The organism is Pseudocitrobacter faecalis, from assembly GCF_965231525.1.
GTDB classification, from domain to species: Bacteria; Pseudomonadota; Gammaproteobacteria; order Enterobacterales; family Enterobacteriaceae; genus Pseudocitrobacter; species Pseudocitrobacter faecalis.
Window position 1 is genome coordinate 1,418,572 of record NZ_CBDDNJ010000002.1, and the last position, 23,736, is coordinate 1,442,307.

Consider the following 23,736-nt stretch of genomic DNA (forward strand, 5'->3'; position numbering starts at 1 on the left):
CTCCCGCGCGGGTCAAAGCGTGGAAAAGACGGGAATAATCACGCTACCTCTGGCGTTTAGGCAAAAATGTCGACTCTGCCATCGCCGCGTGCGGCGGATTGCAACGCAGCAGGGACTGTCAACGCATCATCTTCGTCATCCCCGGATGTCGCGCGGCGCCAGGCCGACGGCTGGCCTGAAGCGTGTTGTTGCTGCTGCTGCCCGGCAAAACTCTCGCTGCTGATATTGCTTTGTCCAAGCTGAATGCCGTTATCGGCCAGTTGCGCGCGAAGCACCGGCAACGCGGCTTCCAGCGCCGCGCGCACGTGGCTGTGCGGTGACACCATCTGGATTTGCGCCTGGTTATCGTCGAGCTTAAGCGAGATATGCACCTGACCAAGCTCTTCCGGGTGCAGACGCAGTTCCGCGGTCTGCTGCCCCTGGCGTGTGAACAGGGTGATGTGCTGGCTGACGCTCTGCTGCCAGTCCGGCGAACCTAATGCAGCCTGTACGGTGGGGGCGGCGGCTGGCGGTGCTGTTTGCGCAGGTGCTGTGACGATCGCTGACGGCATTGCCGCAGGCGCCGCTGCGGTTGGCGTGCTGTCGGCTTCGACTTTCAGGGCCACCGGCGCCAACTGCGGTGCGATTTGCGCAGCGGCAGGGAGCTCACGGCTGGCGAGTGGCTGCGCGATATCTTTGCTGGTACCGTGCTGGGCGATCGATTGATCGTCGCTGCGTGCAGTTAAACCGCTCAGGGCAGGCATGTCATTGTCTGCGGTAACCGTGGTCGATGGCACTGATTGTACCGGCGGCAGCATGGCCATCAGCGCGCTCATCCCGGCAAGGGAGGCGTCGCTGACGGTTTCGTCGTCATCGTCAGGCTCCAGCGGTTTGCTGTTCTGTACATCGCTTTTCAGATGTGAGGCCAACTGGCTGAGCAGGGTCTGTGTATCTGTGGTCGTACCGTCCGGCAGTTCAACCGGGATCTGCGCGGTCTCCTGTTGCAACAACCATTCGGTGACGGACGTTTTCGTGGGCGTTTTCCCGTCCGGCACCTGGGAAAGGGCGGCGGTAAGGCTTTTAAGCGGTTGCGTATTTTCACTCCCCAGCGCATCGCTGAGCAGGCTCAGAAAATCGGTTTCACCGCCCGCCTGCGTGGATAAACCCGGCGTGACGCTCTCTGCGTCCGGGGCTAAAAGCGTGAGCAGGTTAATCATTGCGATTCCTTAGCGTTGCGCGCTGGGCAAATTCATCCATCTTTTTCTGGTCAAGACGGTTTTCCGCCAGCAGCGTGGCGCTGGCCTGACGCTCCTGCAATGTCTCCCACGCCTGAAGCCGCTGTTTTTTCTCGCGCCAGAAGGTCAGCGCCTGCTCCACTTTTTGGTTCCATTGCAGCAACTGTTGGCGATGTTGTTCAATCGCGCTTTCCAGCGTCTGAATAAACTGCTGATAGTTTTGCCAGCGCAGGCTGGCAATCCCCTGACTCATGTCGCTGTTGAGGTTGTTTTGATATTCAAGCTGGTAATCCATCAGCATCTGTAATTGTTCTTCTACTTTCTGAAAACCACGACGCATCTCGCCGAGCCTGAGCGCGGCGCTATCCACCTCGTTTTCCGCCAGCTCTTTGAGCGTGGCCAATGCACCTTGTTGCGCCATCTTGCGGTACCTCCTGCTTCATCAGGTTGACGGGAAAATTCGCTCAAGCCCCTGAAGAGAACTCTCCCAGTCGGCTTTTTCCAGAATGCCCTGCTGCAAAAACGCTTCCAGCTGCGGCCACAGGGCGATGGCGCGATCCAGCATCGGATCGCTGCCTTTGGCGTAAGCCCCGACGCTCACCAGGTCACGGTTGCGCTGGAAGCTTGAAAGCAGTTGTTTGAAATGACGTACGCGGGCGTAGTGCGGCTCGCTGATTAGCGCCGTCATGGCGCGGCTGATTGAGGCTTCGATATCAATGGCCGGATAATGCCCGGCCTCGGCCAGCCTTCGCGACAGCACAATATGCCCGTCGAGAATGGCGCGCGCCGAGTCGGCGATAGGATCCTGTTGATCGTCGCCTTCGGTCAGCACCGTATAAAAGGCGGTCACTGAACCGCCACCGCTGATGCCGTTCCCGGCACGTTCAACCAGCGCGGGCAATTTGGCGAAAACGGAAGGCGGGTAGCCTTTGGTGGCGGGCGGCTCGCCAATCGCCAGGGCGATTTCACGCTGCGCCATCGCGTAGCGGGTGAGGGAGTCCATAATCAGCAGCACGTGCAGGCCGCGATCGCGGAAATCTTCCGCCACGCGGGTGGCATAGGCTGCACCCTGCATACGTAGCAGCGGCGACACATCCGCCGGGGCAGCGATGACTACCGAGCGGGCCCGGCCTTCGCTACCAAGAATGTTCTCGATAAAATCTTTCACTTCGCGTCCGCGCTCGCCAATCAGGCCAACCACAATCACGTCGGCCTGGGTGTAGCGCGCCATCATCCCCAGCAACACACTTTTGCCGACACCGGAGCCAGCAAACAGCCCCATCCGTTGCCCGCGCCCGACGGTGAGCAGCGCATTGATGGGCCGCACGCCGGTATCCAGCACATGTTCAATCGGCGTCCGCTGCAGTGGGTTAAACGGTGGCGTTATGAGTGCGCCGGTTTCGGTGGTCTCTGGTGCAGGCAGACCGTCGAGGGGTTTACCGCTGCCATCCAGCACGCGCCCCAGCAGTGCAGGGCCGAGCGGTAACTGTTTGCCGCTTTGTAATCCGTCGCCGGAAGCATTACGGGCATAGACGCGTGCGCCGGGCAAAATACCTTCCACTTCTTCCAGCGGCATCAGAAACAGGCGCTGACCGTTGAAGCCCACCACTTCGCTTTCCACTTCCTGTGTATCCGCACCGATCTGACGTTCGATAATGCAGGTTGCACCGAGCGGCAGTTGCAGACCGGTGGCCTCCAGCACCAGCCCGGTTGCGCGGGTCAGGCGTCCATAGCGGCGTACGGCAGGAAGCTGGGCGATGCGCGCTTCGACGTTATCCAGCGTTGTTAACCAGCGTGTAAGGCGCGCGGTCATCAGCAGGCTCCTGGCGCGGCAAGACGGCAGAGCTCCTGCCAGCGGGTGGCGACGCTCGCATCAAGGTCACCTTCATCGGCGCTGACTTTGCAGCCGCCAGGGTGCAGCGTCGGATCGCCGCGCAGCCGCCAGCCGTGCAGGCTTAAGGTGGCACCCAGCACCGCTTCCACGCGCGGAAGGTCGTCAGGGTTGACGCGCAACTGCGGTTTGCCGCTGAACAGAGGTTCTTGCTGGAGCAATGCCTGAATCTGTTTAATCAATGCTGAACTGTCGATGGATGTGGTCTGGCCGATGATTTGTCGTGCGGCTTCCAGGGCCATCTGCATCAACCGTGAGGCGATAACGCTATCCATCGCATCCAGCGTATGCTGGAACTCGCTGACCAGTTGTTGCATACGCGCATGTAGCGGGGCTTGTTCCTGCTGTGCCTGCGTCAGACCTTGTTCCAGCCCCTGCGCCAGACCCTCCTGATAACCCTGTTGCTGCCCGGCGGCGCGGCCTTCCTGCAACCCCGCCTGATAACCCTGCTCGTGGGCCTGCATCTGGATTTGCGCCAGTTGCTGCTGGCGCAATGCTTCTTCGGAAAGCGTGACTTCCTGCGCGTCAGCTTCCTGCTCAGGAATAAAAATCTGCTCCTCAGATGGCGGAGCGAGATCGTCCGGCTGCCAGATTTTCCACGGGGTGGTATCAGACATAGGTGTCGTCTCCGCTGCCAATTACCATCTCGCCGGTTTCCGCCAGACGCCGCACAATCAGCAGAATCGCTTTCTGCTCGTTCTCCACCTGCGACAGACGCACCGGCCCACGGTTGGCGAGATCGTCGCGCAGAATATCGGCGGCACGCTGAGACATATTGCGCAGGAACTTCTCGCGTAGCGGCGGTTCGGCCCCTTTGAGCGCGATAAGCAGCGATTCGGAGTCCACTTCCTGCAGCAGCCGCTGGATGCTGCGATCGTCCACCTCGACCAGGTTTTCGAACAGGAACATCTCGTCGATAATTTTTTGTGCCAGCTCGCCGTCGAATTCACGCACGGCGGTGATAACCGCTTCTTCCTGCTGGGTTTTCATCAGGTTGATGATTTCTGCTGCCGTTCTTACGCCGCCCATTTTGCTGCGCTTGAGGTTCTGACCATCAAGCAGGCCGTTGAGCACTTCGGTCAGCTCTGCCAGTGCGGCAGGCTGCACGCCGCCGAAGGTGGCGATACGTAGCATCACATCATGACGCAGACGCTCGTCGAACAGCGCCAGAATATCGGCGGCCTGCGCGCGTTTGAGATGCACCAGAATGGTGGCGATAATTTGCGGATGCTCATCGCGAATAATATCGGCGGCGCTCTGTGGCTCCATAAAGTTAAGCGTTTCGATACCGCTGGCGGTTTCGCGGGTTTCGAGAATATCTTCTAGCAGGCTGGCGGCACGCTCCTCGCCCAGCGCTTTCACCAGCACCGAACGCAGATATTCGTTGGCGTTGACGCTCAGCGCGGCGAACTGTTCTGCTTCCTGCTCAAACTCCGCCAGCACTTCAGTAAGCTGCTTATTGGAGATCTGCTTCACATTGGCCATTGCGGTGCTCAACTGTTGCACTTCGCGCGCCGACAGGTGCTTAAACACCTCGGCAGCACGATCTTCGCCAAGGGTCATCAGCAGAATGACGCTTTTATCTACACCGCTTAATTTACTCATGATCGTTATTCATCCACTGGCGGATGACCAGCGCGACAACGCGCGGATCGTTATCAGACATATCGCGAATACGCTGGCTCATGACTTCCGCGCCCATTCGCTGGTTGGCGCGGCGTTGCTGAAGTTGCTCATCTTTGCTGAGATGCACTTCTACCGCGTCCTGCGTTTCCTGGATAACGCGCGCCTGCTCGGCGGCGGCCTGCGTCTCCTGCTGACGTCGCATTAACTGTGGACGAACCGCTTTGCGCCACAGCAGCCAGGCCACCAAGAGCACCAACAACCAGCGGCCCAGCGACATTAGCTGGTCGATAAACGACTGCTGTTGCCAGAACGGCAGTTCTCCGCCGGTTTCGTCCGACTGAGTGAACGGCGAATTGACCACGTTGAGGGTATCGCCACGCTGGCTGGAAAAGCCCATCGCCTCGCGGGTAAGATCGTCGATTTGCTTCATTTGCTCCGCGCTGAGCGCCTGCGTTTTGCCATCCGCCAGCGTGCGATAGTTCACCACTACCGCGACGGAAAGACGCTGGATGTCGCCCACGTTGCGTTTGGTATGGCGAATGGTGCGATCCACTTCGTAGTTACTGGTCTCGTTACGCTGTGTATTGCGCGGCCCGCCGCTGCTCTGGGTGCGGGTGGTTTGCGTCGCATTATTGGCAGGCGGGGTAGCAATTGGCGCAGTCGGTGTCGGTGCAGGCGAGTTGGAGAGCGCGCCAGGCACGCCGCCCGGGTACGGACTTCCAATTTGTTCGCTCTCGTTCACCTGACGTGAACGCAGTACCGCCTGGCTGGCGTCACCGTTCGGGCGATACTGCTCTTCGGTTTGCTCTTTATTATCAAAATCGATCTGCGCGGTGACCTGCGCGTGAACGTTACTGTTGCCCACGATGGGCCCCAGAATGGCTTCGATACGGCGCTGCACGCGGCTCTCAACGTCGGCGGCGTACTTCAGCTGCGCGTCGTTCAGGTCACGGGCGTTGGTATTAGATTGGGTGAGCAGATGGCCGCTTTGATCGACCAGCGTCACGTTGCCCGGCGGCAGTCCGGCGACGGAACTGGAGACCAGATGCACCACCGCCGAAATTTGCCCTTCGTCCAGCGCGCGACCCGGTTCAAGATTGACAGTGACGGAGGCGGAAGGGGATTTTTGTTCACGCACGAACAGCGACGGTTTTGGCATCGCTAAATGGACGCGGGCGCTTTTCACCGGCCCCAGGGTCTCGATAGTGCGCGACAGTTCGCCCTCCAGCGCGCGCTGATAGTTAACCTGCTCGCTGAACTGGCTGATGCCGAACTTTTCTTGATCGAGCAATTCAAAACCGACCGCGCCGCCTTTTGGCAAACCGGCCTGCGCCAGACGCAGGCGAAGTTCATGCACTTTATCCGCAGGAACTTCGATTGCGCCGCCGTTATCCGCAAAGCGGTAGGGGACGTTCATCTGCGTCAGCTGGCTGACAATGGCGCCGCCATCCTGATCGGAAAGGTTGCTAAATAGCGTGCGATAGTCCGGGCTTTTCGCCCACAGCACCAGTGCAACGATGATAGCCACCGCGGCGGCGCTGGCCACCATCAACGGAATTTTCGGGTTTGCGCGCAGGCGACTGACCCACTCCAGCGTTTTAGTTTGCGGTGTAGTGGTGGCGTTCGCGCTCATTGCGCACCTCGTAGATCCTGAAAGATGGCGTTAAATGTGTACAAAAACAAAGCAGACTCCCGGGCGACGAACACAAAATGACAGCGCTGCCATTATTTGCTGTTGCGGGATTTTCTATGGTTCAAATAACCCGTTTTTTTGCCGCTATTTAACGCCTTTATCTTATTGACAAGATGCTAATCTCTGCTCCATTAACATTTTCAGGGGTGGATTATGGCAATTCAGGGTATTGAGGGCGTGCTGTCACAGTTACAAATGACGGCTAATGTGGCGCGCAATCAGCAAGTGGATACGCAGTCTACGGTGAGTTTCGCAGGACAACTGAGCGCCGCGCTCGACCGCATCAGCGATACGCAAAATGCCGCCCGCACCCAGGCGGAAAAGTTTACTCTCGGCGTACCGGGCGTGGCGCTGAATGATGTTATGACCGATCTGCAAAAATCATCCGTGTCGTTACAGATGGGCATTCAGGTCAGGAATAAGATGGTGAGTGCGTATCAGGAAGTGATGGGCATGCAGGTGTAATTGATGGTTGAGTGCGCGCGGGTGCCCCTCACCCCGGCCCTCTCCCACAGGGAGAGGGTGAAAAACGCAGGAAATTCAGCAACGTGCTCGATCGGTTCCCTCTCCCTGTGGGAGAGGGTTAGGGTGAGGGGCTAAAACAACTCACTTCTGAATCAAATAGCGAATCGTGGGCCCATCCTGCTGGATGTCCAGTACGGTGTAGCCGTAGTTGCGGGCGTCCAGCGGAATATTATTGATCGACTGCGGGCAGTCACTCACCACTTCCAGAATTTCGCCTTTTTTCAGCTGCGGCATCGCTTCTAGCGTGGCGACAGCCGGATACGGGCATGGCTCGCCGACCATATCCAGGCGGTAATCAGGCACGATATCTTTCATGCTGTCTCCTTCGCCGTGACAACGGCAGACTGATTTTTGCGTTTAAAAAAGTGTTTTTCCCAGCCGATGATCAGCATCAGCGCGGTAAATAACAGAAGGTACGTCACCAGCAGGCCGCCCGTCGGGCCGAAGGTGTTGAGCAGGTTGACTTTATCCCAGTTGGTGGCCAGTGCCGGAGAAATATCATCCCAGTAGTAGGCCAGAATGGTTGAACCGATGACGTTGCCAATGCCCACCCACCAGAAATGCACCTGGCCTTCCACCGCGCGATACATCCAGCCGGTTTCGCAACCGCCGGCCAGCACAATACCAAAGCCGAAGAGCAGGCCACCTATCACCGCATTCGGGCCCGCCCACATGATTTTGGCTTCTGCGCCTAACTGCACGTAACCGAAAATACCGATGGCGCTGGCCGCCATGCCGAAGATAATCGCTTTCGCCATATGGGTGCGCCCGGTGATCCACATATCGCGGAAGGCCGAGGTAAAGCAGATTTGCGCGCGTTCAATCAGCAGGCCAAAGCCGACGCCGAACAGCATCGCGAGGCCGAGTTTCGGTTTATCAATGGCGGTAAACAGCCCCCAGCCCACGATGCCGATAAACACCAGCATGCCCAGACGAAAACGGCGACGCGCCTGATCCGGTTTTTGCGTCAACGGCGACGCGGCAGAGACTTTCTGCATTTTCACCGGAATGCGGAACAGCGGCAGGAGGGTGAAGCGAGCGCCGAACCAGGAACCGATGGCGGTTGCCACGGCGAAGAACCAGGCGTGCAGTGAGAACTGAGGGATCCCGGTGAAGAATGCCGCCAGGTTACACCCCATCGCCAGACGCGCGCCGAAACCGGCTATCGCGCCGCCAATGATAGCCTGCAGGATACGCACACGGCTGCGTGGCATACGCAGTTTGACGTTGTTTGCCCACAGTGCCGCAGCGAAACAACCACCGAACATGCCAATGATCATCATGCCGTCTATGCGAGAGAGCGGGGTGCCATCGAGGTGGATCAGTTTGTAGTAGCCCCACTCTTCAGCGTGAACGCCCGCCAGTTGCAGCAGTTGCCCGCCCCAGCGGGTGAATTCGCCGGTGACAGCCCAGAAGGTGCCGGTAATGCCAAAATAGTAGGTGGAGAGAATACCGGCAGCGATTACCGCCGGGGCAGGGGCCCAGAATTTGATCAGGTACGCCTGTTTGAAGTGTTGCCAGGTCATGGTGCTAGCCTCTGAACTCAGAAGGATCGAAAGAGCGGGAATTCTACGCTGCTCCATCCATCTGGCGAATGCTTTTTGCGTAAAACCTCGAACAGATCAATTTCAGACAAGGGGCGTGAAAGGGTGGCGGGCTTAAGGCTATAATGTCACAATATTTTTTTCTCCGTATGCAGGATGAATCATGAAAAAATTAGCAATGGTTGCCGCGCTGATGACGCTGGCAGGCTGCGTGCAGGTCGATAACTATAAAGACGTGGTGAAAGTGCCCGCGCCAGAGGGGCTTGTCGGTTACTGGCAAACGAAAGGGCCGCAGCGTTCGCTGGTGAGCCCGGAAGCCATTGGCAGTTTGATTGTCACCCGCGACGGCGATACGCTGGATTGTCGTCAGTGGCAGCGTACGATTGCCGTGCCGGGCAAACTGATGCTGCGTGGGGATGATCTGTATAACGTGACTGAAAAACGCGATGTTTATTCCGTTGTTCGCGAAGATGGCACGCTGGAATACGATGGCATGACGTTGCAGCGTGTCGATCGCCCAACAATCGAGTGCATCGCCGCGCTGGAGAAAAAACCGCTGTCGAGCGCGTTGCCGACAGAACTGCCTGCAACGCAGCCGGAAACCTCATCCAGCAGCGTTCCGGCGGATATCGTTCCTATCAAATAAGTATTTTCCCGGCGGTTATCCCGCCGGGTGCGTTTTACAGCACATCCTCCAGTACCCAGACGCTTACGCTTCCCCCATTACAGGTAAAGGTCGCACTGCCCGCGTCGTCGGTCTCAACAATTTCTTCCCGGTTATTGAGGAAGTCCTTCCAGCGTTTGTTGCCGTAATTTTCGCCAAGCGTAATGGTTTTCTCGCCATCGTCACCGTTAGACAAGACCACCACGCAACCCGGTGCGTCGTCGGTACCACTGCGGCTGAAGGCGATGCAGTTAGGGTGATCGAACCACAGGGTTTGTACGCCGTGGGCAAAGCGCTGGCGAGCGTCGATTAATTCATGCAGTTGTTCAATCACCGGCATATCGATGGTGTAGGTTTCGCCATCGCCGCCTGTGTCTTCATAGTGTGCGCCGAAAAGATCGGGATAAAAGACGGAAGGCACGCCGTTTTCCCGCAGCAGGATCAGTGCATACGCCAGCGGTTTAAACCAGGCTTCAACCGGGGCTTCCAGCGCCTGAAGCGGTTGGGTATCGTGATTGGCGACCAGCGTCACCGCGTGGAACGGATCGGCCTCGACCAGCGTGCCGGTGAAAATCTGGCTCATGTCATAGTCAGCGCCCATGCGTGAGGCTTCATGGAAATGCATCTGCAATGGCGCATCGAACAGCATCGTCTGGCCGTCGACCTGGTCAATATACTGCTGCAGTTTGTCCACTTCATGCGACCAGTATTCGGCCACAATAAACAGCGGTTTGGGCGCGACTTCCTGAACGTGCTCAATCCACTCTTTATAGAACCAGGCCGGAATATGTTTAACCGCGTCGAGACGAAAACCGTCGCAGTGGGTTTGATCCATCACCCAGCGCGCCCAGTATTTGATCTCTTCAGTCACTGCATGATTACGAAAATCGATATTTTCGCCCATCAGATAGTCAAAATTGCCCATCTCATCATCAACCTGATCGTTCCAGCCTTCGCCGGTGTAATCGTTGACGATTTTAAAAATGCCGTCTTCATTCGGATCCTCGATATGATCGATCCCGCTGAAGCATTTGTAATCCCAGATGAATTTTGAATATTGTCCTGCGCGGACAGGGAAGGTGTAGCGCGTCCAGGCTTCACACTCAACGATTTCTTCATCGATCTGCGTGCGATCGTCCTGGTTAACGCGCTGCACGCGAATGCGCTCTTTCTCATCCGCCCCCATTTTGTGGTTTACCACCACGTCCAGTAGTACGGCGATATCATGCTTTTTCAGGGCGTCAATGGCCGCCAGTAGCTGGCGCTTGTCACCATATTTAGTGGCAACGCTACCTTTTTGATCAAACTCGCCTAAATCGAACAGATCGTAGCTGTCATAGCCCACAGAATAGCCGCCCGACGCGCCTTTATAGGCGGGCGGCAGCCAGATCATATTGATACCGATTTCATTCAGATTCGGCGCAAGCGCCTCAACTTCGGGCCATAACTCACCGCCCGTGGGGTAATACCAATGAAAGCACTGCAAGAGGGTGGGGTTGCGCATACCTGTTCTCCGTGAAAGGCGACACAAGTACTATAAGTGGGAAATGCGCGCGGCGCGAGATTTGCGCAATTTCACGCCGCGAAGGTTAATGGCTGGTGTCGTTACTGCTTTGTGGCACCAGAACATGTCCACCCTGGTTACCATACGTTGTCATTACCGATTTTTGCATGGAGGACTGCCCAACGAGCGTAGCCAGCTCATCCATTCGCAGCTGTAAGCGGCGTTTCACTTCGGCTTCGTTATCCAGTACGGCGCGCAATAGCGGGCGGAGCTGGTCCTGAATGGCGCTTGACGGCGGATTCTGCTGGGTGAGATCCGCGACCTGATGCACCGCACGCACGTACTCCATCTCGCTGGCGATCAATTCATCCCACAAACCCTCTGTGGCAAGGCGGAGCATTATTTTGCTTTTCTCAACCAACTGCTGCCAGGCAATATACAAGTGCGGTGCGTGGTTCATTAGACGGCGTCCTGAATCAAGTTAGGCGTAAGTAACGACTCCTTCCACGCATCAGCAATGTTGCGCAGCAAGCCTTCCACTTCCTCAACGGCGGCAACATCGTTGTGCAGATTAGCCTGCAACAGGCGTCGCACCATGTAGCTGTACAATGAAATAAGATTCAGGGTCAGTTCGTCACGGCTGTTCTCATCCAGTCCTACTTTTAGACCGTTTTCGATAATGTTAATGGCTTTCGACAGCGAGAGGCCTTTACCTTCCAGCTGATTGTCCTGCATAAACAGACGAGCGCGAACCAGCGCGCTAAGCGCGCCGTCAAACAGCATGGTGACCAGCTGCGACTGACTGGCGCTCATGACTGCGCTCTCGACTCCGATTTGTGCGTAGGCCTGCGTGCCTTTTGCGCCGTACATGTTGTCTCCTGCTAATTATTTAGAGTTGCTGCTGGACGTATCGAACTGCTGCGTCAGATAGCTACTGGTCGAGTTCAGGGAGTTCATCAGCACGTCCAGTTGGGTGAACTGCGCTTTGTAGCGCGCCATCATCGTGTCGATACGATCGCTGGCGGCGTTGTACTGATCCGTCAAATTGTTCAGTGTTTTACTGACACCATCTTTCGCCGCCTGAATTATCCCGGTGGAGGAAAGCCAACTGGTCAGGTTATTGCCGATGGTGGTGGTGACGCCGGTATTTTTGCCGTCACCGATAAACATGTCGCCCACGCCGGAGGCATCTTTTTTCAGCGCCGCCTGCAGTTTGTCGGTCGATAGTTCGAGCTTGCCGGTGCTGGCGTCGGTGGTGATACCAATCTGCGACAAGGTTTTGTAATCGGAACTGCTGTGTGTGTTACCCAGCAGGGTTTTCAACTGCGTCTGGATCGTGCGCAGCGTGGAGTCGCCGAGCAGCGCGCCGTTGCTGGTGTCCTGGCTCTCTGCGCCTGCATCCACGGCGGTGTATTTGGTCAGGCTGCTGAAAGTGTCCTGTAGCGCGTTATACGCATCCACCCACGCCTTGATCGCGCTTTCCGCTTTCGAGGTGTCTTTGGTGATGGTCAGCGTCTGGTTACCGGTGGTGACATCATTCAGGTTGAGGGTGATATCTTCCAGCGCGTCGCTGATGGTGTTGCTGCTGTTCTCAATCGGAACGTTGTTCACCGTCAGTTTGGCGTTTTGCGCGGTGACGCTCTCTTCCATACCGTTGCTGGACGCTTTCGGGTCAAAGCCCATAAAGCTTTGCAGGGCGCTATCGCCGCTCACACTCAGGGTCATCGCGTTGTCGCTGCCCGTATCGTTTGAGGTCACCGACAGGCGATATTGACCGTTGCCAACGTTGATAATACTGGCGCTAACGCCTGCTTTCGCATTATTGATGGCATCACGAATGCCGGTCAGCGAGGAGTTGGCCGCGCTGATATCAATCGTGACCGGATCTTTTCCGCCGCCCTGCTGAATAGTCAGCACGCTATCGCTGCTGGCAATGGCGGTTTTGGTGTCGGTCTGGCTGTTTTTGGTGGTCAGCGTTTGCGCCTGCGCCAGTTGCGTGATGCTGATGGTGTATTTCCCGGCAATCGCGCTCCCGGTGGTGGTGGCGCTGAAGGCGGTGCTGCTGCTGGTGGTGGAGGTGGCGGTAAACAGGTCGGCTTTATTCAGCGCGGTGTTGGCGGTCTGGAAGGTTTCCAGCGCGCTTTTTAATGTGCCGTAAGCGCTCAGCTTCGCAGTATATGAACTCTGCTGCGTTGAAATAGGCTTCAGCGTCGATTTTTGCGCCGCTTCAAGACTATCCAGAATGCCGCTCAGATCCAAACCCGACCCGACGCCCAGCGTTGAAATACTTGCCATGATGAATTCCTTAATCGTGTGACACGTAGAACGAATACCGGGGTTATCGGCGGGAATGGCACAAAGTTTACGATTAATTTTGCTTATTTAATGGCGAGAATAGGGCGGTGTGAGGAGAGTATTTCGGCGGCTAGAAAAAAATTCTAAAGGTTGTGAGTGACCAGACGATAACAGGTTTGACGGCGACGAAGCCGAAGGGTGGAAGCCCAATACCTAAACCGTAGACTTGAAAACAGGAAAAGAAATCATGGCACAAGTCATTAACACCAACAGCCTCTCGCTGATCACTCAGAACAACATCAACAAAAACCAGTCTGCTCTGTCGACGTCTATCGAGCGTCTCTCTTCCGGTCTGCGTATCAACAGCGCAAAGGATGATGCAGCGGGCCAGGCTATTGCTAACCGCTTTACCTCTAACATTAAAGGCCTGACTCAGGCTGCACGTAACGCCAACGACGGTATTTCTCTGGCGCAGACCACCGAAGGCGCACTGTCTGAGATTAACAACAACTTGCAGCGTGTGCGTGAACTGACTGTACAGGCAACTACCGGAACGAACTCCGATTCTGACCTGTCTTCTATTCAGGACGAAATTAAATCTCGTTTAAGTGAAATTGACCGTGTTTCTGGTCAGACTCAGTTTAACGGCGTGAACGTACTGGCTAAGAATGACACCCTTTCTATTCAGGTGGGTGCAAATGATGGTCAGACAATCAATATCGACCTGCAGCAGATCGATTCCCATACACTGGGTCTGGATGGCTTCAGCGTTAAAAATAATGATGCGGTGAAAACCAGTGCTGCTGTTACCTCTGTTGGTGGCTCTGCTGCACCGGGCGGTACCGTTGCTCTACAAAACTCAACCGCGGATCTGGATGCACTAGCGCTCACAATTGGTGATGGTAATATCAGCAAGATTGTGAAGGGTGATGACAATAAATATTATGCTGAGGTAACAGGATCTACCGATAGTACAGATGGTTTTTATGAGGTTACTATCGATTCCGATAGTACTTCAGCGGATGCAGGTAAGATCAGCCTGACCACAGGGACCGTTGTATCTCCAACTCCGACTATTTCTGACACCACAGCCATTAACTCCGTCGCGAATACGGCAACTGGCGTAGGTGCTAAAACCGTGACTTTTGACAATACAGATACAGCAACAGCAGGCATCAGCACTGGTGCTTCTCTCGTTAAACTTCAGGATGAGAAAGGCAACGATACTGCTACTTACGCAATCAAAGCACAAGATGGCAGCCTGTATGCCGCCAACGTTGATGAGTCCACAGGTAAAGTCACTGTCAAAACCGCAAGCTATACCGATGCTGACGGTAAAGCAGTGACCGATGCCGCTGTAAAACTGGGTGGTGATAATGGCAAAACCGAAATTGTTGTCGATGCAGCATCAGGCAAAACTTATGCTGCTGCTGACCTGAGCGGGGCTGACCTTTCCAGCGCCACCAACACTGTGACCGCCATTCCAAATGGTAAAACCACGTCTCCGCTGGCAGCCCTGGACGACGCTATCAGCCAGATCGACAAATTCCGCTCCTCCCTCGGTGCGGTACAAAACCGTCTGGATTCCGCGGTCACCAACCTGAACAACACCACCACCAACCTGTCTGAAGCGCAGTCCCGTATTCAGGACGCCGACTATGCGACCGAAGTGTCCAACATGTCGAAAGCGCAGATCATTCAGCAGGCCGGTAACTCCGTGCTCTCCAAAGCCAACCAGGTACCGCAGCAGGTTCTGTCTCTGCTGCAGGGCTAATCGCCTGCCCCACGCAAACCCCGCTCCGGCGGGGTTTTTCACGTTTCCTCTTCCCCGACTGCGCAAATAACCCCTCATTTCACCCACTATTCCCTCAATTAAAAATCATGCAGAAACGGATAATTGTGCCGATAACTTAATTAATGCAGGGCTGTTTATCGTGAATTCACTCTATACCGCTGATGGTGTAATGGATAAACACTCGCTATGGCAACGTTACGTCCCTCTGGTGCGCCATGAGGCGCTGCGCCTTCAGGTGCGTTTGCCGGCGAGTGTGGAACTTGACGATTTGCTCCAGGCGGGCGGCATAGGGTTATTGAATGCCGTTGAACGCTACGACGCTCTGCAGGGCACGGCATTTACCACTTACGCAGTGCAACGCATCCGTGGGGCGATGCTGGACGAACTACGCAGCCGTGACTGGGCACCGCGTAGCGTTCGGCGTAACGCGCGTGAAGTTGCGCAGGCGATGGGGCAACTGGAACAGGAACTGGGCCGTAACGCGACCGAAACAGAAGTTGCGCATCGGTTGGGTATTCCCGTTGAAGAGTACCGTCAGATGTTACTCGATACCAATAACAGCCAGTTATTCTCCTACGATGAGTGGCGGGAAGAGCATGGCGATAGCGTCGAGATGGTGACGGAAGCCAATCAGCAGGAAAACCCGCTTCACCAATTACTGGAGGGGAATCTCCGTCTGCGCGTGATGGAGGCCATCGAAGCCCTCCCTGAGCGGGAAAAATTGGTGCTGACGCTCTATTATCAGGAAGAGCTGAATCTGAAAGAGATTGGCGCGGTACTGGAAGTCGGAGAGTCACGAGTCAGTCAGTTGCATAGCCAGGCAATCAAACGCCTGCGCACGAAGCTGGGTAAGCTGGAGTAATGCCGCATAAGCAATGACGACGTGGAGTTTTCATCACTATGCAGCAATTAAAAAGACGGCCACTAAGCCGCTATCTTAAAGACTTTAAACACAGCCAAACACATTGTACTCACTGCCATAAAGCGCTCGATCGGGTAACGCTTGTTCGCCTTGGCGAAATTGTTAACAAGCTTGCCATCGCCCGGCTGGATATGCTGGTGGACGAGGAAACGTGGTTGCAGCAGCGTGGCGAGTGGGCCGCGTTATGCCGTTTCTGCGGCGATCTGCACTGCAAAGAGCAGAGTGATTTCTTCGACATTATCGGCTTTAAGCAGTATCTCTTTGAACAGACCGAAATGAGCCCCGGCACGGTGCGCGAGTACGTTGTGCGCTTACGGCGTCTGGGCGAGCATCTTGTAAAAAATAATATTCCCCGAAATCTGCTGCAGAAAGGCGCGCCGGATGAGATATTAATTCCCTGGTTGCCGCAGACCAGCACCAATAATTATCGTATTGCGCTACGAAAATATACGCAATTTGTTAATCGGGCTGGCATGGCACCGGGTCAGAATTTCGCGTATCCCGCGACCTCTGATATATATTAAAACGGAATAGCTTATAACTGTCTGGTGTTTGTCTGTTTTCACAAACGGCCTACACTACAAAAAAAGCAATCTTTTCGGGGGTATAATGAAATTAGCACTTTTCGGTCGTCAGGCATTAATGGGCGTGATGGCAGTGGCTTTGATGGCAGGTGTCAGCGCGAACACGTTCGCGGCGGAGAATCTGCTTAACCAGGTGAAAGAGCGCGGAACCCTGCGCGTGGGCCTGGAAGGCACCTATCCACCGTTCAGCTTCCAGGGTGATGATGGCAAACTGACCGGTTTTGAAGTCGATTTTGCCAACGATCTGGCAAAACATCTGGGCGTGAAAGCCGATCTTAAACCGACCAAATGGGACGGAATGCTGGCCTCTCTGGATTCCAAACGCATTGATGTGGCGATTAACCAGGTGACCATTTCACCTGAACGTAAGAAAAAATATGATTTCTCTACCCCGTATACCATCTCCGGTATTCAGGCGCTGGTGAAAAAAGGCAATGAAGGCTCCATTAAAACCCCGGCTGACCTGAAAGGTAAAAAAGTGGGCGTGGGGCTGGGTACCAACTACGAAGAGTGGCTGCGTCAGAATGTGCAGGGCGTTGATGTCCGTACCTATGATGATGACCCGACGAAATTCCAGGATCTACGCGTAGGCCGTGTTGATGCTATTCTGGTTGACCGTCTGGCGGCGCTGGATATGGTGAAGAAAACCAATAACACGCTGGCGGTAACCGGCGAAGCGTTCTCCCACCAGGAATCTGGCGTGGCGCTGCGCAAAGGCAATGAAGACCTGCTGAAAGCGATCGATGGCGCGATCGATGCCATGCAGAAAGACGGCACCATGAAGGCGCTGTCTGAAAAATGGTTCGGCGCTGACGTGACAAAATAATCGAAGCTGCTTAAAAAAGGCGCTAACAGAGCGCCTTTTTTTATTTCCGCGGCAACTGGGTGCATAATCAAGAGAATTCAGTCAGGAGGTTTCATGTCTCTGCAAAACTTAACGCGCTTCCCGCGCCTCGAATTTATTGGCGCGCCGACGCCGCTGGAATATCTGCCGCGTTTTTCCGATTACTTAGGGCGCGACATTTTTATCAAACGCGATGACGTCACGCCGCTGGCGATGGGCGGCAATAAACTGCGCAAGCTGGAATTTCTGGCCGCAGATGCGCTACGTGAAGGCGCAGATACGCTGATTACCGCCGGGGCCATTCAGTCGAACCACGTGCGCCAGACGGCAGCGGTGGCGGCGAAGCTCGGCCTGCACTGCGTGGCGCTGCTCGAAAATCCGATTGGCACCACGGCGGAAAACTACCTGAGTAACGGTAACCGCCTTTTGCTGGATCTGTTCAATACTCAGGTGGAAATGTGCGACGCGCTGATCGATCCGAACGCGCAGTTGGCTGAACTGGCGACGCGCATCGAAGCGCAGGGTTTTCGCCCTTACGTCATTCCGGTCGGTGGCTCTAACGCGCTGGGCGCGCTGGGCTATGTAGAGAGCGCGCTGGAAATCGCTCAGCAGTGTGAAGGCGCGGTGGCTCTCTCATCCGTGGTAGTGGCCTCCGGCAGCGCCGGCACCCACGCCGGGCTGGCGGTAGGCCTTGAACAGGTGATGCCGGATGCGGAACTGATTGGCGTAACCGTTTCGCGCAGCGTCGCGGACCAAAAACCAAAAGTGGTGACGCTGCAACAGGCGGTCGCTGAAAGTCTTGAAGTGAGCGCCAGTGCGGATATTCTGCTGTGGGATGATTACTTTGCCCCGGCTTACGGCATGCCCAATGAAGCGGGTATGGAAGCGGTGAAACTGCTTTCGCGCCTGGAAGGCATTCTGCTGGATCCGGTTTATACCGGTAAAGCAATGGCCGGGCTTATCGACGGTATTACCCAGAAACGCTTTAAGGATGAAGGGCCGATTCTGTTTGTTCATACGGGCGGCGCGCCTGCGCTCTTCGCCTATCATCCGCATATCTAACGTAGAAAAAGACTTATGCAAGAGAGTATACAACTGGTTGTTGATTCGCTGCCGTATCTGCTCAAAGGCGCAGTGTTCACGCTGCAATTGAGTATTGGCGGCATGTTTTTTGGTTTGGTGCTGGGGTTCCTGCTGGCGCTGATGCGGATGTCGCAAGTCTGGCCGGTGCGCTGGCTGGCGCGTTTCTACATCTCTGTTTTTCGCGGTACGCCGCTTATTGCACAGCTGTTTATGATTTATTACGGCCTGCCGCAGTTTGGCATCGAATTAGATCCTATCCCGTCAGCGATGATTGGCCTGTCGCTGAACACGGCGGCGTACACGTCTGAAACCTTGCGTGCGGCAATTTCTTCTATCGATAAAGGCCAGTGGGAAGCTGCCGCCAGTATCGGGATGACGCCGTGGCAAACGCTGCGCCGGGCGATTCTGCCGCAGGCTGCACGCGTTGCGCTGCCGCCGTTGTCGAACAGTTTTATTAGCCTGGTGAAAGACACCTCGCTTGCGGCGACGATTCAGGTGCCAGAGCTGTTCCGTCAGGCGCAGCTTATCACGTCGCGCACGCTGGAAGTGTTCACCATGTACCTCGCGGCCTCGTTGATCTACTGGGTGATGGCGACGGTGCTCTCCTCGCTGCAAAACTACTTTGAAAATCAGCTTAACCGCCAGGAGCGTGATCCAAAATGAGTGCCATCGACGTAAAAAACCTGGTGAAAAAGTTCCATGGTCAGACGGTGCTGCATGGCATCGATTTGCAGGTAAATGAAGGTGAAGTGGTGGCGATTATCGGGCCGAGCGGCTCGGGGAAAACCACGCTGCTGCGCAGTATTAATTTACTGGAGCAGCCGGAAGGCGGCACCATTCGGGTGGGTGATATTACCATCGACACGGCAAAATCCATCAGCCAGCAGAAGGGGTTAATCCGCCGTCTGCGCCAGCATGTAGGGTTTGTCTTCCAGAGTTTCAATTTATTTCCTCACCGGACGGTGCTGGAAAATATCATTGAAGGCCCGGTCATTGTTAAAGGTGAAAATAAAGCTGAAGCCAGCGCCCGCGCGCGTGAATTGCTGGCGAAAGTGGGCCTGGCCGGGAAAGAGGGGAGCTATCCGCGTCGCTTGTCCGGGGGGCAGCAGCAGCGAGTGGCTATTGCCCGTGCGCTGGCAATGCGCCCGGATGTGATTCTGTTTGATGAACCGACGTCTGCGCTGGATCCTGAACTGGTCGGCGAGGTATTAAACACCATCCGTCAACTGGCCCAGGAGAAGCGCACTATGGTTATTGTGACGCACGAGATGAGTTTCGCGCGTGATGTCGCCGACCGCGCTATCTTTATGGATCAGGGACGCATTGTGGAGCAGGGCGAGGCGAAAGCGCTGTTTGCTAATCCGCAGCAGGCGCGTACCCGTCAGTTCCTCGAAAAATTCCTCATGCAGTAAACCGAAATCAATTACCGTCCTTAACCAAAATCAGGACGGTAATTGCCCGGATATCTCTTCGCCTGTCAGCTGAAAATTAAGATAATTTTGCGAGAATGTAATATTTTATACATATAAGCACTGTTTATGTGTTAGTTTTCTGTATTGATAAAAATAATTCTCAATAAGAGGCTTTCTCGTTCGTTATGAGGGACAGTGACTTTTTCAGTTGGCGGCGGGAGATGCTGCATCGTTTTCAATCCGCATCAACCAGCGACCAAATTTATACGCTTCTGCAGCAGCAAACCGAACACCTTGAATATGACTTCTTCTCGCTGTGCGTGCGCCATCCGGTGCCGTTCACGCGGCCTAAAACTTCACTCTATACCACTTATCCTGACGCCTGGATGTCGCATTATAAAGCCGCTAATTATATGGCAGTCGATCCGGTTCTGAAGCAGGGCAATTTCCGTTTTGGGCATTTACGGTGGGACGATGCGTTATTCTGCGAAGCCCAGGAGTTGTGGGATGCCGCACGAGATCATGGTCTGCGTACGGGCGCGACGCAATGTCTGATGCTTCCAAATCATGCTCATAGTTTCTTTTCGGTATCACGAACACACGCGACAGAAGCAGGGCCAGATAGTGATGAAATTGAACTTCGCCTGCAAATGTTATTAGAGATGAGTTCTCTTGCGCTATTACGCGTTGAGGATGAAATGGTCATGCCGAGGGAGATGAAGTTCAGTAAACGTGAACTGGAAATACTACAATGGACGGCAGAGGGGAAAACATCGGCGGAGATTTCGATGATTCTGTCAATTTCCGAGAATACGGTGAACTTCCACCAAAAGAATATGCAGAAGAAATTTGATGCGCCGAATAAAACGCAGATTGCCTGCTATGCGGTAGCGATTGGTCTTATCTGACTCTGTTTAATGTTCTGCGTGTCAGACGGAAAACCGGCTGTAGGCATTGCTTACAGCCGGTTTTTTATTACTGGCGGTAAGCTTGTTTAATTTGCTTAACGGTGCTGGAAAATACAGCAGACTGGGCTTCATCTTCCAGCAGTGCAATTTGCTTTTCCATTTTGAGAATCACGCGGCCAGCATCTGCCTGACCCATTGCCTGCAGCATCAGGGTCAGCATGGCTTTCAGACAGGATACCTCCTGGGCCAGGTGTTGGTTATTCTCCGCGGTGGAAAAATCAGGTGTGCTCATTTATTGCCTCGTATGATTTCTGCGCTGGTGCGCGATACTGGATAGTGAAGGGCGCGAAGTATACCACAAGCCAGCATAAAAAATGGAGTGCTTGTTTTTTACCCGTTACTTTCGCCTCTCCTGATAATTAAAAATGGCCAGAACAGTGATTATGCACACAAAATGTTTAAATCTGGTTCTCTCATCGTTAATTATTGTTACATATTATATTGCGTATTTCTCATCTGCGAAAAATTGTCCATATACGGACAAATTGCGTAGAAAGTTGTAAAAAGAGTGCTTCGCATCTCACTGTTTTTAAGACATTTCCATCAGATGTACATTCTAATTTCCAAAAACGAGATCAAAATCGACGCTGTGACACTTTTAGACTTTCAAAATTGATATAAAACCCGGTACTATGGGCGTGAATTAAGAGGCAGTAGCGTTATCCCTATTCTGGAGATTATTCCTTTGATCAACGTCCTTCTTGTTGATGACCACGAACTGGTGCGCGCAGGGATACGACGCATTCTCGAAGATACAAAAGGTATTAGGGTCACCGGTGAAGTTAACTGCGGCGAAGACGCTGTGAAGTGGTGCCGCGCTAATCCCGTTGATGTTGTTCTGATGGATATGAACATGCCGGGCATCGGCGGCCTTGAGGCCACGCGTAAAATTGCGCGCTCTGCGGTTGACACAAAAGTGATTATGTTAACCGTTCATACCGAAAATCCGCTCCCCGCCAGGGTTATGCAGGCAGGGGCGGCTGGCTATTTAACCAAAGGGGCAGCACCGCAAGAAGTGGTGAATGCCATCCGCTCTGTATTCTCTGGCCAGCGCTATATTGCATCTGATATCGCGCAGCAGATGGCCCTGAGTCAGATTGAGCCGGAAAAAACAGAATCGCCATTCGCCAGTTTGTCTGAACGCGAATTGCAGATTATGCTGATGATCACCAAAGGCCAAAAAGTAAATGAGATCTCAGAGCAGTTGAATCTGAGTCCTAAAACGGTGAACAGTTATCGCTATCGCATGTTCAGCAAACTGAACATTCATGGCGATGTTGAACTGACTCACCTGGCAATTCGCCATGGTCTGTGTAATGCGGAGTCGTTAGCAAGTCAGTGAGTGAAGTTTTTGATTCAAAAGCCTTCCTGAAAACGGTCACCAGCCAGCCCGGCGTCTATCGTATGTATGATGTCGGTGGCACCGTTATTTACGTCGGTAAAGCCAAAGATCTTAAAAAACGCCTCTCCAGCTATTTTCGTCGCCAGGTCTCTTCCCGTAAAACGGAGGCGCTGGTGGCGCAAATTGCGCAGATCGACGTGACCGTCACGCACACGGAAACCGAAGCGCTGCTGCTGGAACACAACTACATCAAACTCTACCAGCCACGTTACAACGTGCTGCTGCGTGATGATAAATCTTATCCCTTTATTTTCCTGAGCGGCGATACCCACCCGCGGCTGGCGATGCACCGTGGCGCGAAGCATGCGAAAGGGGAATATTTTGGCCCGTTCCCTAACGGCTATGCCGTGCGGGAAACGTTGGCGCTGTTGCAAAAAATCTTCCCGATTCGTCAGTGTGAGAACAGCGTCTACCGCAACCGCTCGCGTCCCTGTCTGCAATACCAGATTGGCCGCTGTCTTGGGCCGTGTGTCGCCGGGCTGGTCAGCGAAGAAGAGTACGCGCAGCAGGTCGATTATGTGCGCCTGTTCCTCGCCGGGAAAGACGATCAGGTGTTAACCATGCTGATCGCGCGGATGGAGAAAGCCAGTCAGGCGCTGGAGTTTGAAGAGGCGGCGCGCATTCGCGACCAGATTCAGGCGGTACGACGCGTGACTGAGAAACAGTTCGTCTCGAATAACGGCGACGACCTCGACGTCATTGGCGTTTCGTTTGAGGCAGGAATGGCCTGCGTCTATGTGCTCTTTATCCGTCAGGGCAAAGTGTTGGGCAGCCGCAGCTACTTCCCGAAAGTGCCCGGCGGTACGGAGCTTGACGAAGTGGTGGAAACCTTTGTCGGTCAGTTTTACTTCCAGGGTAGCCAGATGCGTACTCTGCCGGGGGAAATCCTGCTCGACTTTGCGCTCAGCGATAAAACCCTGCTGGCCGATTCGTTGTCGGAGCTGGCCGGGCGGCGCATCCACGTTGAAACTAAACCGCGCGGCGACCGCGCACGCTACCTGAAACTTGCCCGTACCAACGCGGCGACGGCGCTCACCACCAAACTTTCGCAACAGTCCACCGTGCATCAGCGCCTGAAAGCGCTGGCAGCACAGTTGGAACTGCCTGAGATTAAGCGGATGGAGTGTTTTGACATCAGTCATACGATGGGCGAGCAGACCGTGGCCTCCTGCGTGGTGTTTGATGCGAATGGGCCGCTGCGCGCCGAGTATCGTCGCTATAACATTACGGGCATCACACCGGGTGATGACTACGCGGCAATGAACCAGGTGCTACGCCGCCGCTATGGTAAAGATATAGAAGAGAGTAAGATCCCGGATGTTATTTTGATCGACGGCGGCAAAGGGCAACTGGGTCAGGCGAAAGCCGTTTTTGCCGAGCTTGATGTCAAATGGGATAAAAACCATCCTTTACTGCTTGGTGTGGCAAAAGGCAGCGATCGTAAAGCCGGGCTCGAAACGTTGTTTTTTGAACCGGAAGGTGAGGGCTTTAGCTTACCGCCAGATTCCCCCGCGTTGCATGTTATCCAGCATATTCGTGACGAATCACACGATCATGCGATTTCCGGGCACCGTAAAAAACGCGCTAAAGTAAAGAGCACCAGCACGCTGGAGACTATCGAAGGCGTCGGGCCGAAGCGTCGCCAGATGCTGCTTAAGTACATGGGCGGCCTACAGGGTTTGCAAAACGCCAGCGTTGAAGAGATAGCGAAAGTTCCGGGTATCTCACACGGCCTGGCAGAAAAGATCTTCTACTCGTTGAAACATTAGG

24 protein-coding genes and 1 pseudogene are annotated in these 23,736 nt (G+C 54.7%); 12 read left to right on the forward strand and 13 right to left on the reverse strand.

Annotation, left to right across the window (positions count from 1 at the left end):
• Positions 1-56: 56 nt before the first annotated feature.
• Genes ACOXYR_RS07335 through fliF form a run of 6 tightly spaced genes read right to left on the reverse strand, consistent with a single transcriptional unit; the run spans position 57 to position 6,364 of the window.
• Positions 57-1,196 (reverse strand): flagellar hook-length control protein FliK, encoded by a 1,140-nt coding sequence (locus ACOXYR_RS07335; protein ID WP_421356675.1) that lies wholly within the window; start codon positions 1,194-1,196, stop codon positions 57-59.
• Positions 1,189-1,635 (reverse strand): flagellar export protein FliJ, encoded by a 447-nt coding sequence (gene fliJ / locus ACOXYR_RS07340; RefSeq protein ID WP_108475228.1) that lies wholly within the window; start codon positions 1,633-1,635, stop codon positions 1,189-1,191. Before fliJ ends, ACOXYR_RS07335 begins: the two co-directional genes overlap by 8 nt.
• A 21-nt stretch (positions 1,636-1,656) precedes the next feature.
• Complete coding sequence (fliI, locus tag ACOXYR_RS07345) at positions 1,657-3,027, reverse strand: flagellar protein export ATPase FliI (protein WP_108475229.1); 1,371 nt, start codon at positions 3,025-3,027, stop codon at positions 1,657-1,659.
• Positions 3,027-3,722, reverse strand: coding sequence for a flagellar assembly protein FliH (fliH, locus tag ACOXYR_RS07350; RefSeq protein WP_421356674.1), 696 nt, complete (start codon positions 3,720-3,722; stop codon positions 3,027-3,029). Before fliH ends, fliI begins: the two co-directional genes overlap by 1 nt.
• Positions 3,715-4,710 (reverse strand): flagellar motor switch protein FliG, encoded by a 996-nt coding sequence (gene fliG, locus ACOXYR_RS07355; RefSeq protein WP_113857152.1) that lies wholly within the window; start codon positions 4,708-4,710, stop codon positions 3,715-3,717. The genes fliH and fliG overlap by 8 nt, the downstream gene beginning before the upstream one ends.
• Positions 4,703-6,364 carry a flagellar basal-body MS-ring/collar protein FliF gene (gene fliF / locus ACOXYR_RS07360; RefSeq protein WP_113857151.1) on the reverse strand — a complete coding sequence of 554 codons (1,662 nt, stop codon included), beginning with the start codon at positions 6,362-6,364 and terminating at the stop codon, positions 4,703-4,705. The genes fliG and fliF overlap by 8 nt, the downstream gene beginning before the upstream one ends.
• A gap of 210 nt (positions 6,365-6,574) precedes the next feature.
• Between fliF and fliE the strand changes: the two genes are divergently transcribed.
• Entirely contained in the window at positions 6,575-6,889 is a 315-nt protein-coding gene (gene fliE, locus ACOXYR_RS07365; RefSeq protein WP_108475233.1) for a flagellar hook-basal body complex protein FliE, read from the forward strand.
• Between the two features lie 141 nt (positions 6,890-7,030).
• Here fliE and yedF read toward each other — a convergent pair whose 3' ends face one another.
• Complete coding sequence (gene yedF / locus ACOXYR_RS07370; protein WP_108475236.1) at positions 7,031-7,264, reverse strand: sulfurtransferase-like selenium metabolism protein YedF; 234 nt, start codon at positions 7,262-7,264, stop codon at positions 7,031-7,033.
• The gene (gene yedE, locus ACOXYR_RS07375) at positions 7,261-8,475 is read right to left on the reverse strand and encodes a selenium metabolism membrane protein YedE/FdhT (RefSeq protein ID WP_146745462.1); all 1,215 of its coding nucleotides are present in this window, start codon (positions 8,473-8,475) and stop codon (positions 7,261-7,263) included. The genes yedF and yedE overlap by 4 nt, the downstream gene beginning before the upstream one ends.
• 181 nt (positions 8,476-8,656) lie before the next feature.
• Between yedE and yedD the strand changes: the two are divergent.
• A pseudogene (yedD, locus tag ACOXYR_RS07380) lies at positions 8,657-9,067 on the forward strand (lipoprotein YedD); the annotation flags it as partial.
• A gap of 106 nt (positions 9,068-9,173) precedes the next feature.
• Here yedD and amyA read toward each other — a convergent pair.
• From amyA to fliD, 4 genes are all read right to left on the reverse strand, one after another.
• A complete protein-coding gene (gene amyA, locus ACOXYR_RS07385) occupies positions 9,174-10,661 on the reverse strand; it encodes an alpha-amylase (protein ID WP_407731225.1) in 1,488 nt (495 codons plus the stop codon).
• An 85-nt stretch (positions 10,662-10,746) separates the two neighbouring features.
• The gene (gene fliT, locus ACOXYR_RS07390; RefSeq protein WP_108475240.1) at positions 10,747-11,121 is read right to left on the reverse strand and encodes a flagella biosynthesis regulatory protein FliT; all 375 of its coding nucleotides are present in this window, start codon (positions 11,119-11,121) and stop codon (positions 10,747-10,749) included.
• Positions 11,121-11,531 (reverse strand): flagellar export chaperone FliS, encoded by a 411-nt coding sequence (gene fliS / locus ACOXYR_RS07395; protein ID WP_108475241.1) that lies wholly within the window; start codon positions 11,529-11,531, stop codon positions 11,121-11,123. The genes fliT and fliS overlap by 1 nt, the downstream gene beginning before the upstream one ends.
• 15 nt (positions 11,532-11,546) lie before the next feature.
• Complete coding sequence (gene fliD, locus ACOXYR_RS07400) at positions 11,547-12,956, reverse strand: flagellar filament capping protein FliD (RefSeq protein WP_421355363.1); 1,410 nt, start codon at positions 12,954-12,956, stop codon at positions 11,547-11,549.
• A 247-nt stretch (positions 12,957-13,203) separates the two neighbouring features.
• Here fliD and ACOXYR_RS07405 point away from each other — a divergent pair, with 247 nt between their 5' ends.
• From ACOXYR_RS07405 to sdiA, 8 genes are all read left to right on the forward strand, one after another.
• Positions 13,204-14,730, forward strand: coding sequence for a flagellin N-terminal helical domain-containing protein (locus ACOXYR_RS07405; RefSeq protein ID WP_421355362.1), 1,527 nt, complete (start codon positions 13,204-13,206; stop codon positions 14,728-14,730).
• A 160-nt stretch (positions 14,731-14,890) separates the two neighbouring features.
• On the forward strand, positions 14,891-15,613 hold the full coding sequence (locus ACOXYR_RS07410) for an RNA polymerase sigma factor FliA (RefSeq protein WP_113857143.1): 723 nt from the start codon (positions 14,891-14,893) through the stop codon (positions 15,611-15,613).
• A gap of 32 nt (positions 15,614-15,645) precedes the next feature.
• Positions 15,646-16,197, forward strand: coding sequence for a flagella biosynthesis regulatory protein FliZ (fliZ, locus tag ACOXYR_RS07415; protein ID WP_113857142.1), 552 nt, complete (start codon positions 15,646-15,648; stop codon positions 16,195-16,197).
• An 85-nt stretch (positions 16,198-16,282) separates the two neighbouring features.
• Positions 16,283-17,083, forward strand: coding sequence for a cystine ABC transporter substrate-binding protein (gene tcyJ / locus ACOXYR_RS07420; protein WP_108475246.1), 801 nt, complete (start codon positions 16,283-16,285; stop codon positions 17,081-17,083).
• A 93-nt stretch (positions 17,084-17,176) separates the two neighbouring features.
• On the forward strand, positions 17,177-18,163 hold the full coding sequence (gene dcyD, locus ACOXYR_RS07425; RefSeq protein ID WP_113857141.1) for a D-cysteine desulfhydrase: 987 nt from the start codon (positions 17,177-17,179) through the stop codon (positions 18,161-18,163).
• Between the two features lie 15 nt (positions 18,164-18,178).
• Positions 18,179-18,847 carry a cystine ABC transporter permease gene (tcyL, locus tag ACOXYR_RS07430; RefSeq protein ID WP_113857140.1) on the forward strand — a complete coding sequence of 223 codons (669 nt, stop codon included), beginning with the start codon at positions 18,179-18,181 and terminating at the stop codon, positions 18,845-18,847.
• A complete protein-coding gene (tcyN, locus tag ACOXYR_RS07435; protein ID WP_108475249.1) occupies positions 18,844-19,596 on the forward strand; it encodes an L-cystine ABC transporter ATP-binding protein TcyN in 753 nt (250 codons plus the stop codon). Before tcyL ends, tcyN begins: the two co-directional genes overlap by 4 nt.
• Positions 19,597-19,781: 185 nt before the next feature.
• A complete protein-coding gene (gene sdiA, locus ACOXYR_RS07440) occupies positions 19,782-20,504 on the forward strand; it encodes a quorum-sensing transcriptional regulator SdiA (RefSeq protein WP_421355361.1) in 723 nt (240 codons plus the stop codon).
• Between the two features lie 67 nt (positions 20,505-20,571).
• On the opposite strand, the gene ACOXYR_RS07445 is transcribed toward sdiA, so the two are convergent.
• Positions 20,572-20,796 (reverse strand): DUF2594 family protein, encoded by a 225-nt coding sequence (locus ACOXYR_RS07445; protein ID WP_015963966.1) that lies wholly within the window; start codon positions 20,794-20,796, stop codon positions 20,572-20,574.
• Positions 20,797-21,249: 453 nt separating this feature from the next.
• On the opposite strand from ACOXYR_RS07445, the gene uvrY reads away from it, so the two are divergent.
• Positions 21,250-21,906 (forward strand): UvrY/SirA/GacA family response regulator transcription factor, encoded by a 657-nt coding sequence (uvrY, locus tag ACOXYR_RS07450; RefSeq protein ID WP_108475251.1) that lies wholly within the window; start codon positions 21,250-21,252, stop codon positions 21,904-21,906.
• A complete protein-coding gene (gene uvrC / locus ACOXYR_RS07455; protein ID WP_113857138.1) occupies positions 21,903-23,735 on the forward strand; it encodes an excinuclease ABC subunit UvrC in 1,833 nt (610 codons plus the stop codon). The genes uvrY and uvrC overlap by 4 nt, the downstream gene beginning before the upstream one ends.
• Position 23,736 lies beyond the last annotated feature (1 nt).

What these genes read in the sequence shown, in the direction of transcription:
- ACOXYR_RS07405 (WP_421355362.1), top strand. Translation starts at nt 13,204, where the DNA reads ATGGCACAAGTCATTAACACCAACAGCCTCTCGCTGATCACTCAGAAC.
- fliJ (WP_108475228.1), bottom strand. Translation starts at nt 1,635, where the DNA reads ATGGCGCAACAAGGTGCATTGGCCACGCTCAAAGAGCTGGCGGAAAAC.
- yedE (WP_146745462.1), bottom strand. Translation starts at nt 8,475, where the DNA reads ATGACCTGGCAACACTTCAAACAGGCGTACCTGATCAAATTCTGGGCC.
- fliD (WP_421355363.1), bottom strand. Translation starts at nt 12,956, where the DNA reads ATGGCAAGTATTTCAACGCTGGGCGTCGGGTCGGGTTTGGATCTGAGC.
- fliI (WP_108475229.1), bottom strand. Translation starts at nt 3,027, where the DNA reads ATGACCGCGCGCCTTACACGCTGGTTAACAACGCTGGATAACGTCGAA.
- tcyL (WP_113857140.1), top strand. Translation starts at nt 18,179, where the DNA reads ATGCAAGAGAGTATACAACTGGTTGTTGATTCGCTGCCGTATCTGCTC.
- sdiA (WP_421355361.1), top strand. Translation starts at nt 19,782, where the DNA reads ATGAGGGACAGTGACTTTTTCAGTTGGCGGCGGGAGATGCTGCATCGT.
- dcyD (WP_113857141.1), top strand. Translation starts at nt 17,177, where the DNA reads ATGTCTCTGCAAAACTTAACGCGCTTCCCGCGCCTCGAATTTATTGGC.
- fliG (WP_113857152.1), bottom strand. Translation starts at nt 4,710, where the DNA reads ATGAGTAAATTAAGCGGTGTAGATAAAAGCGTCATTCTGCTGATGACC.
- amyA (WP_407731225.1), bottom strand. Translation starts at nt 10,661, where the DNA reads ATGCGCAACCCCACCCTCTTGCAGTGCTTTCATTGGTATTACCCCACG.
- tcyN (WP_108475249.1), top strand. Translation starts at nt 18,844, where the DNA reads ATGAGTGCCATCGACGTAAAAAACCTGGTGAAAAAGTTCCATGGTCAG.
- ACOXYR_RS07335 (WP_421356675.1), bottom strand. Translation starts at nt 1,196, where the DNA reads ATGATTAACCTGCTCACGCTTTTAGCCCCGGACGCAGAGAGCGTCACG.
- ACOXYR_RS07445 (WP_015963966.1), bottom strand. Translation starts at nt 20,796, where the DNA reads ATGAGCACACCTGATTTTTCCACCGCGGAGAATAACCAACACCTGGCC.
- fliT (WP_108475240.1), bottom strand. Translation starts at nt 11,121, where the DNA reads ATGAACCACGCACCGCACTTGTATATTGCCTGGCAGCAGTTGGTTGAG.
- tcyJ (WP_108475246.1), top strand. Translation starts at nt 16,283, where the DNA reads ATGAAATTAGCACTTTTCGGTCGTCAGGCATTAATGGGCGTGATGGCA.
- fliH (WP_421356674.1), bottom strand. Translation starts at nt 3,722, where the DNA reads ATGTCTGATACCACCCCGTGGAAAATCTGGCAGCCGGACGATCTCGCT.
- yedF (WP_108475236.1), bottom strand. Translation starts at nt 7,264, where the DNA reads ATGAAAGATATCGTGCCTGATTACCGCCTGGATATGGTCGGCGAGCCA.
- fliS (WP_108475241.1), bottom strand. Translation starts at nt 11,531, where the DNA reads ATGTACGGCGCAAAAGGCACGCAGGCCTACGCACAAATCGGAGTCGAG.
- fliF (WP_113857151.1), bottom strand. Translation starts at nt 6,364, where the DNA reads ATGAGCGCGAACGCCACCACTACACCGCAAACTAAAACGCTGGAGTGG.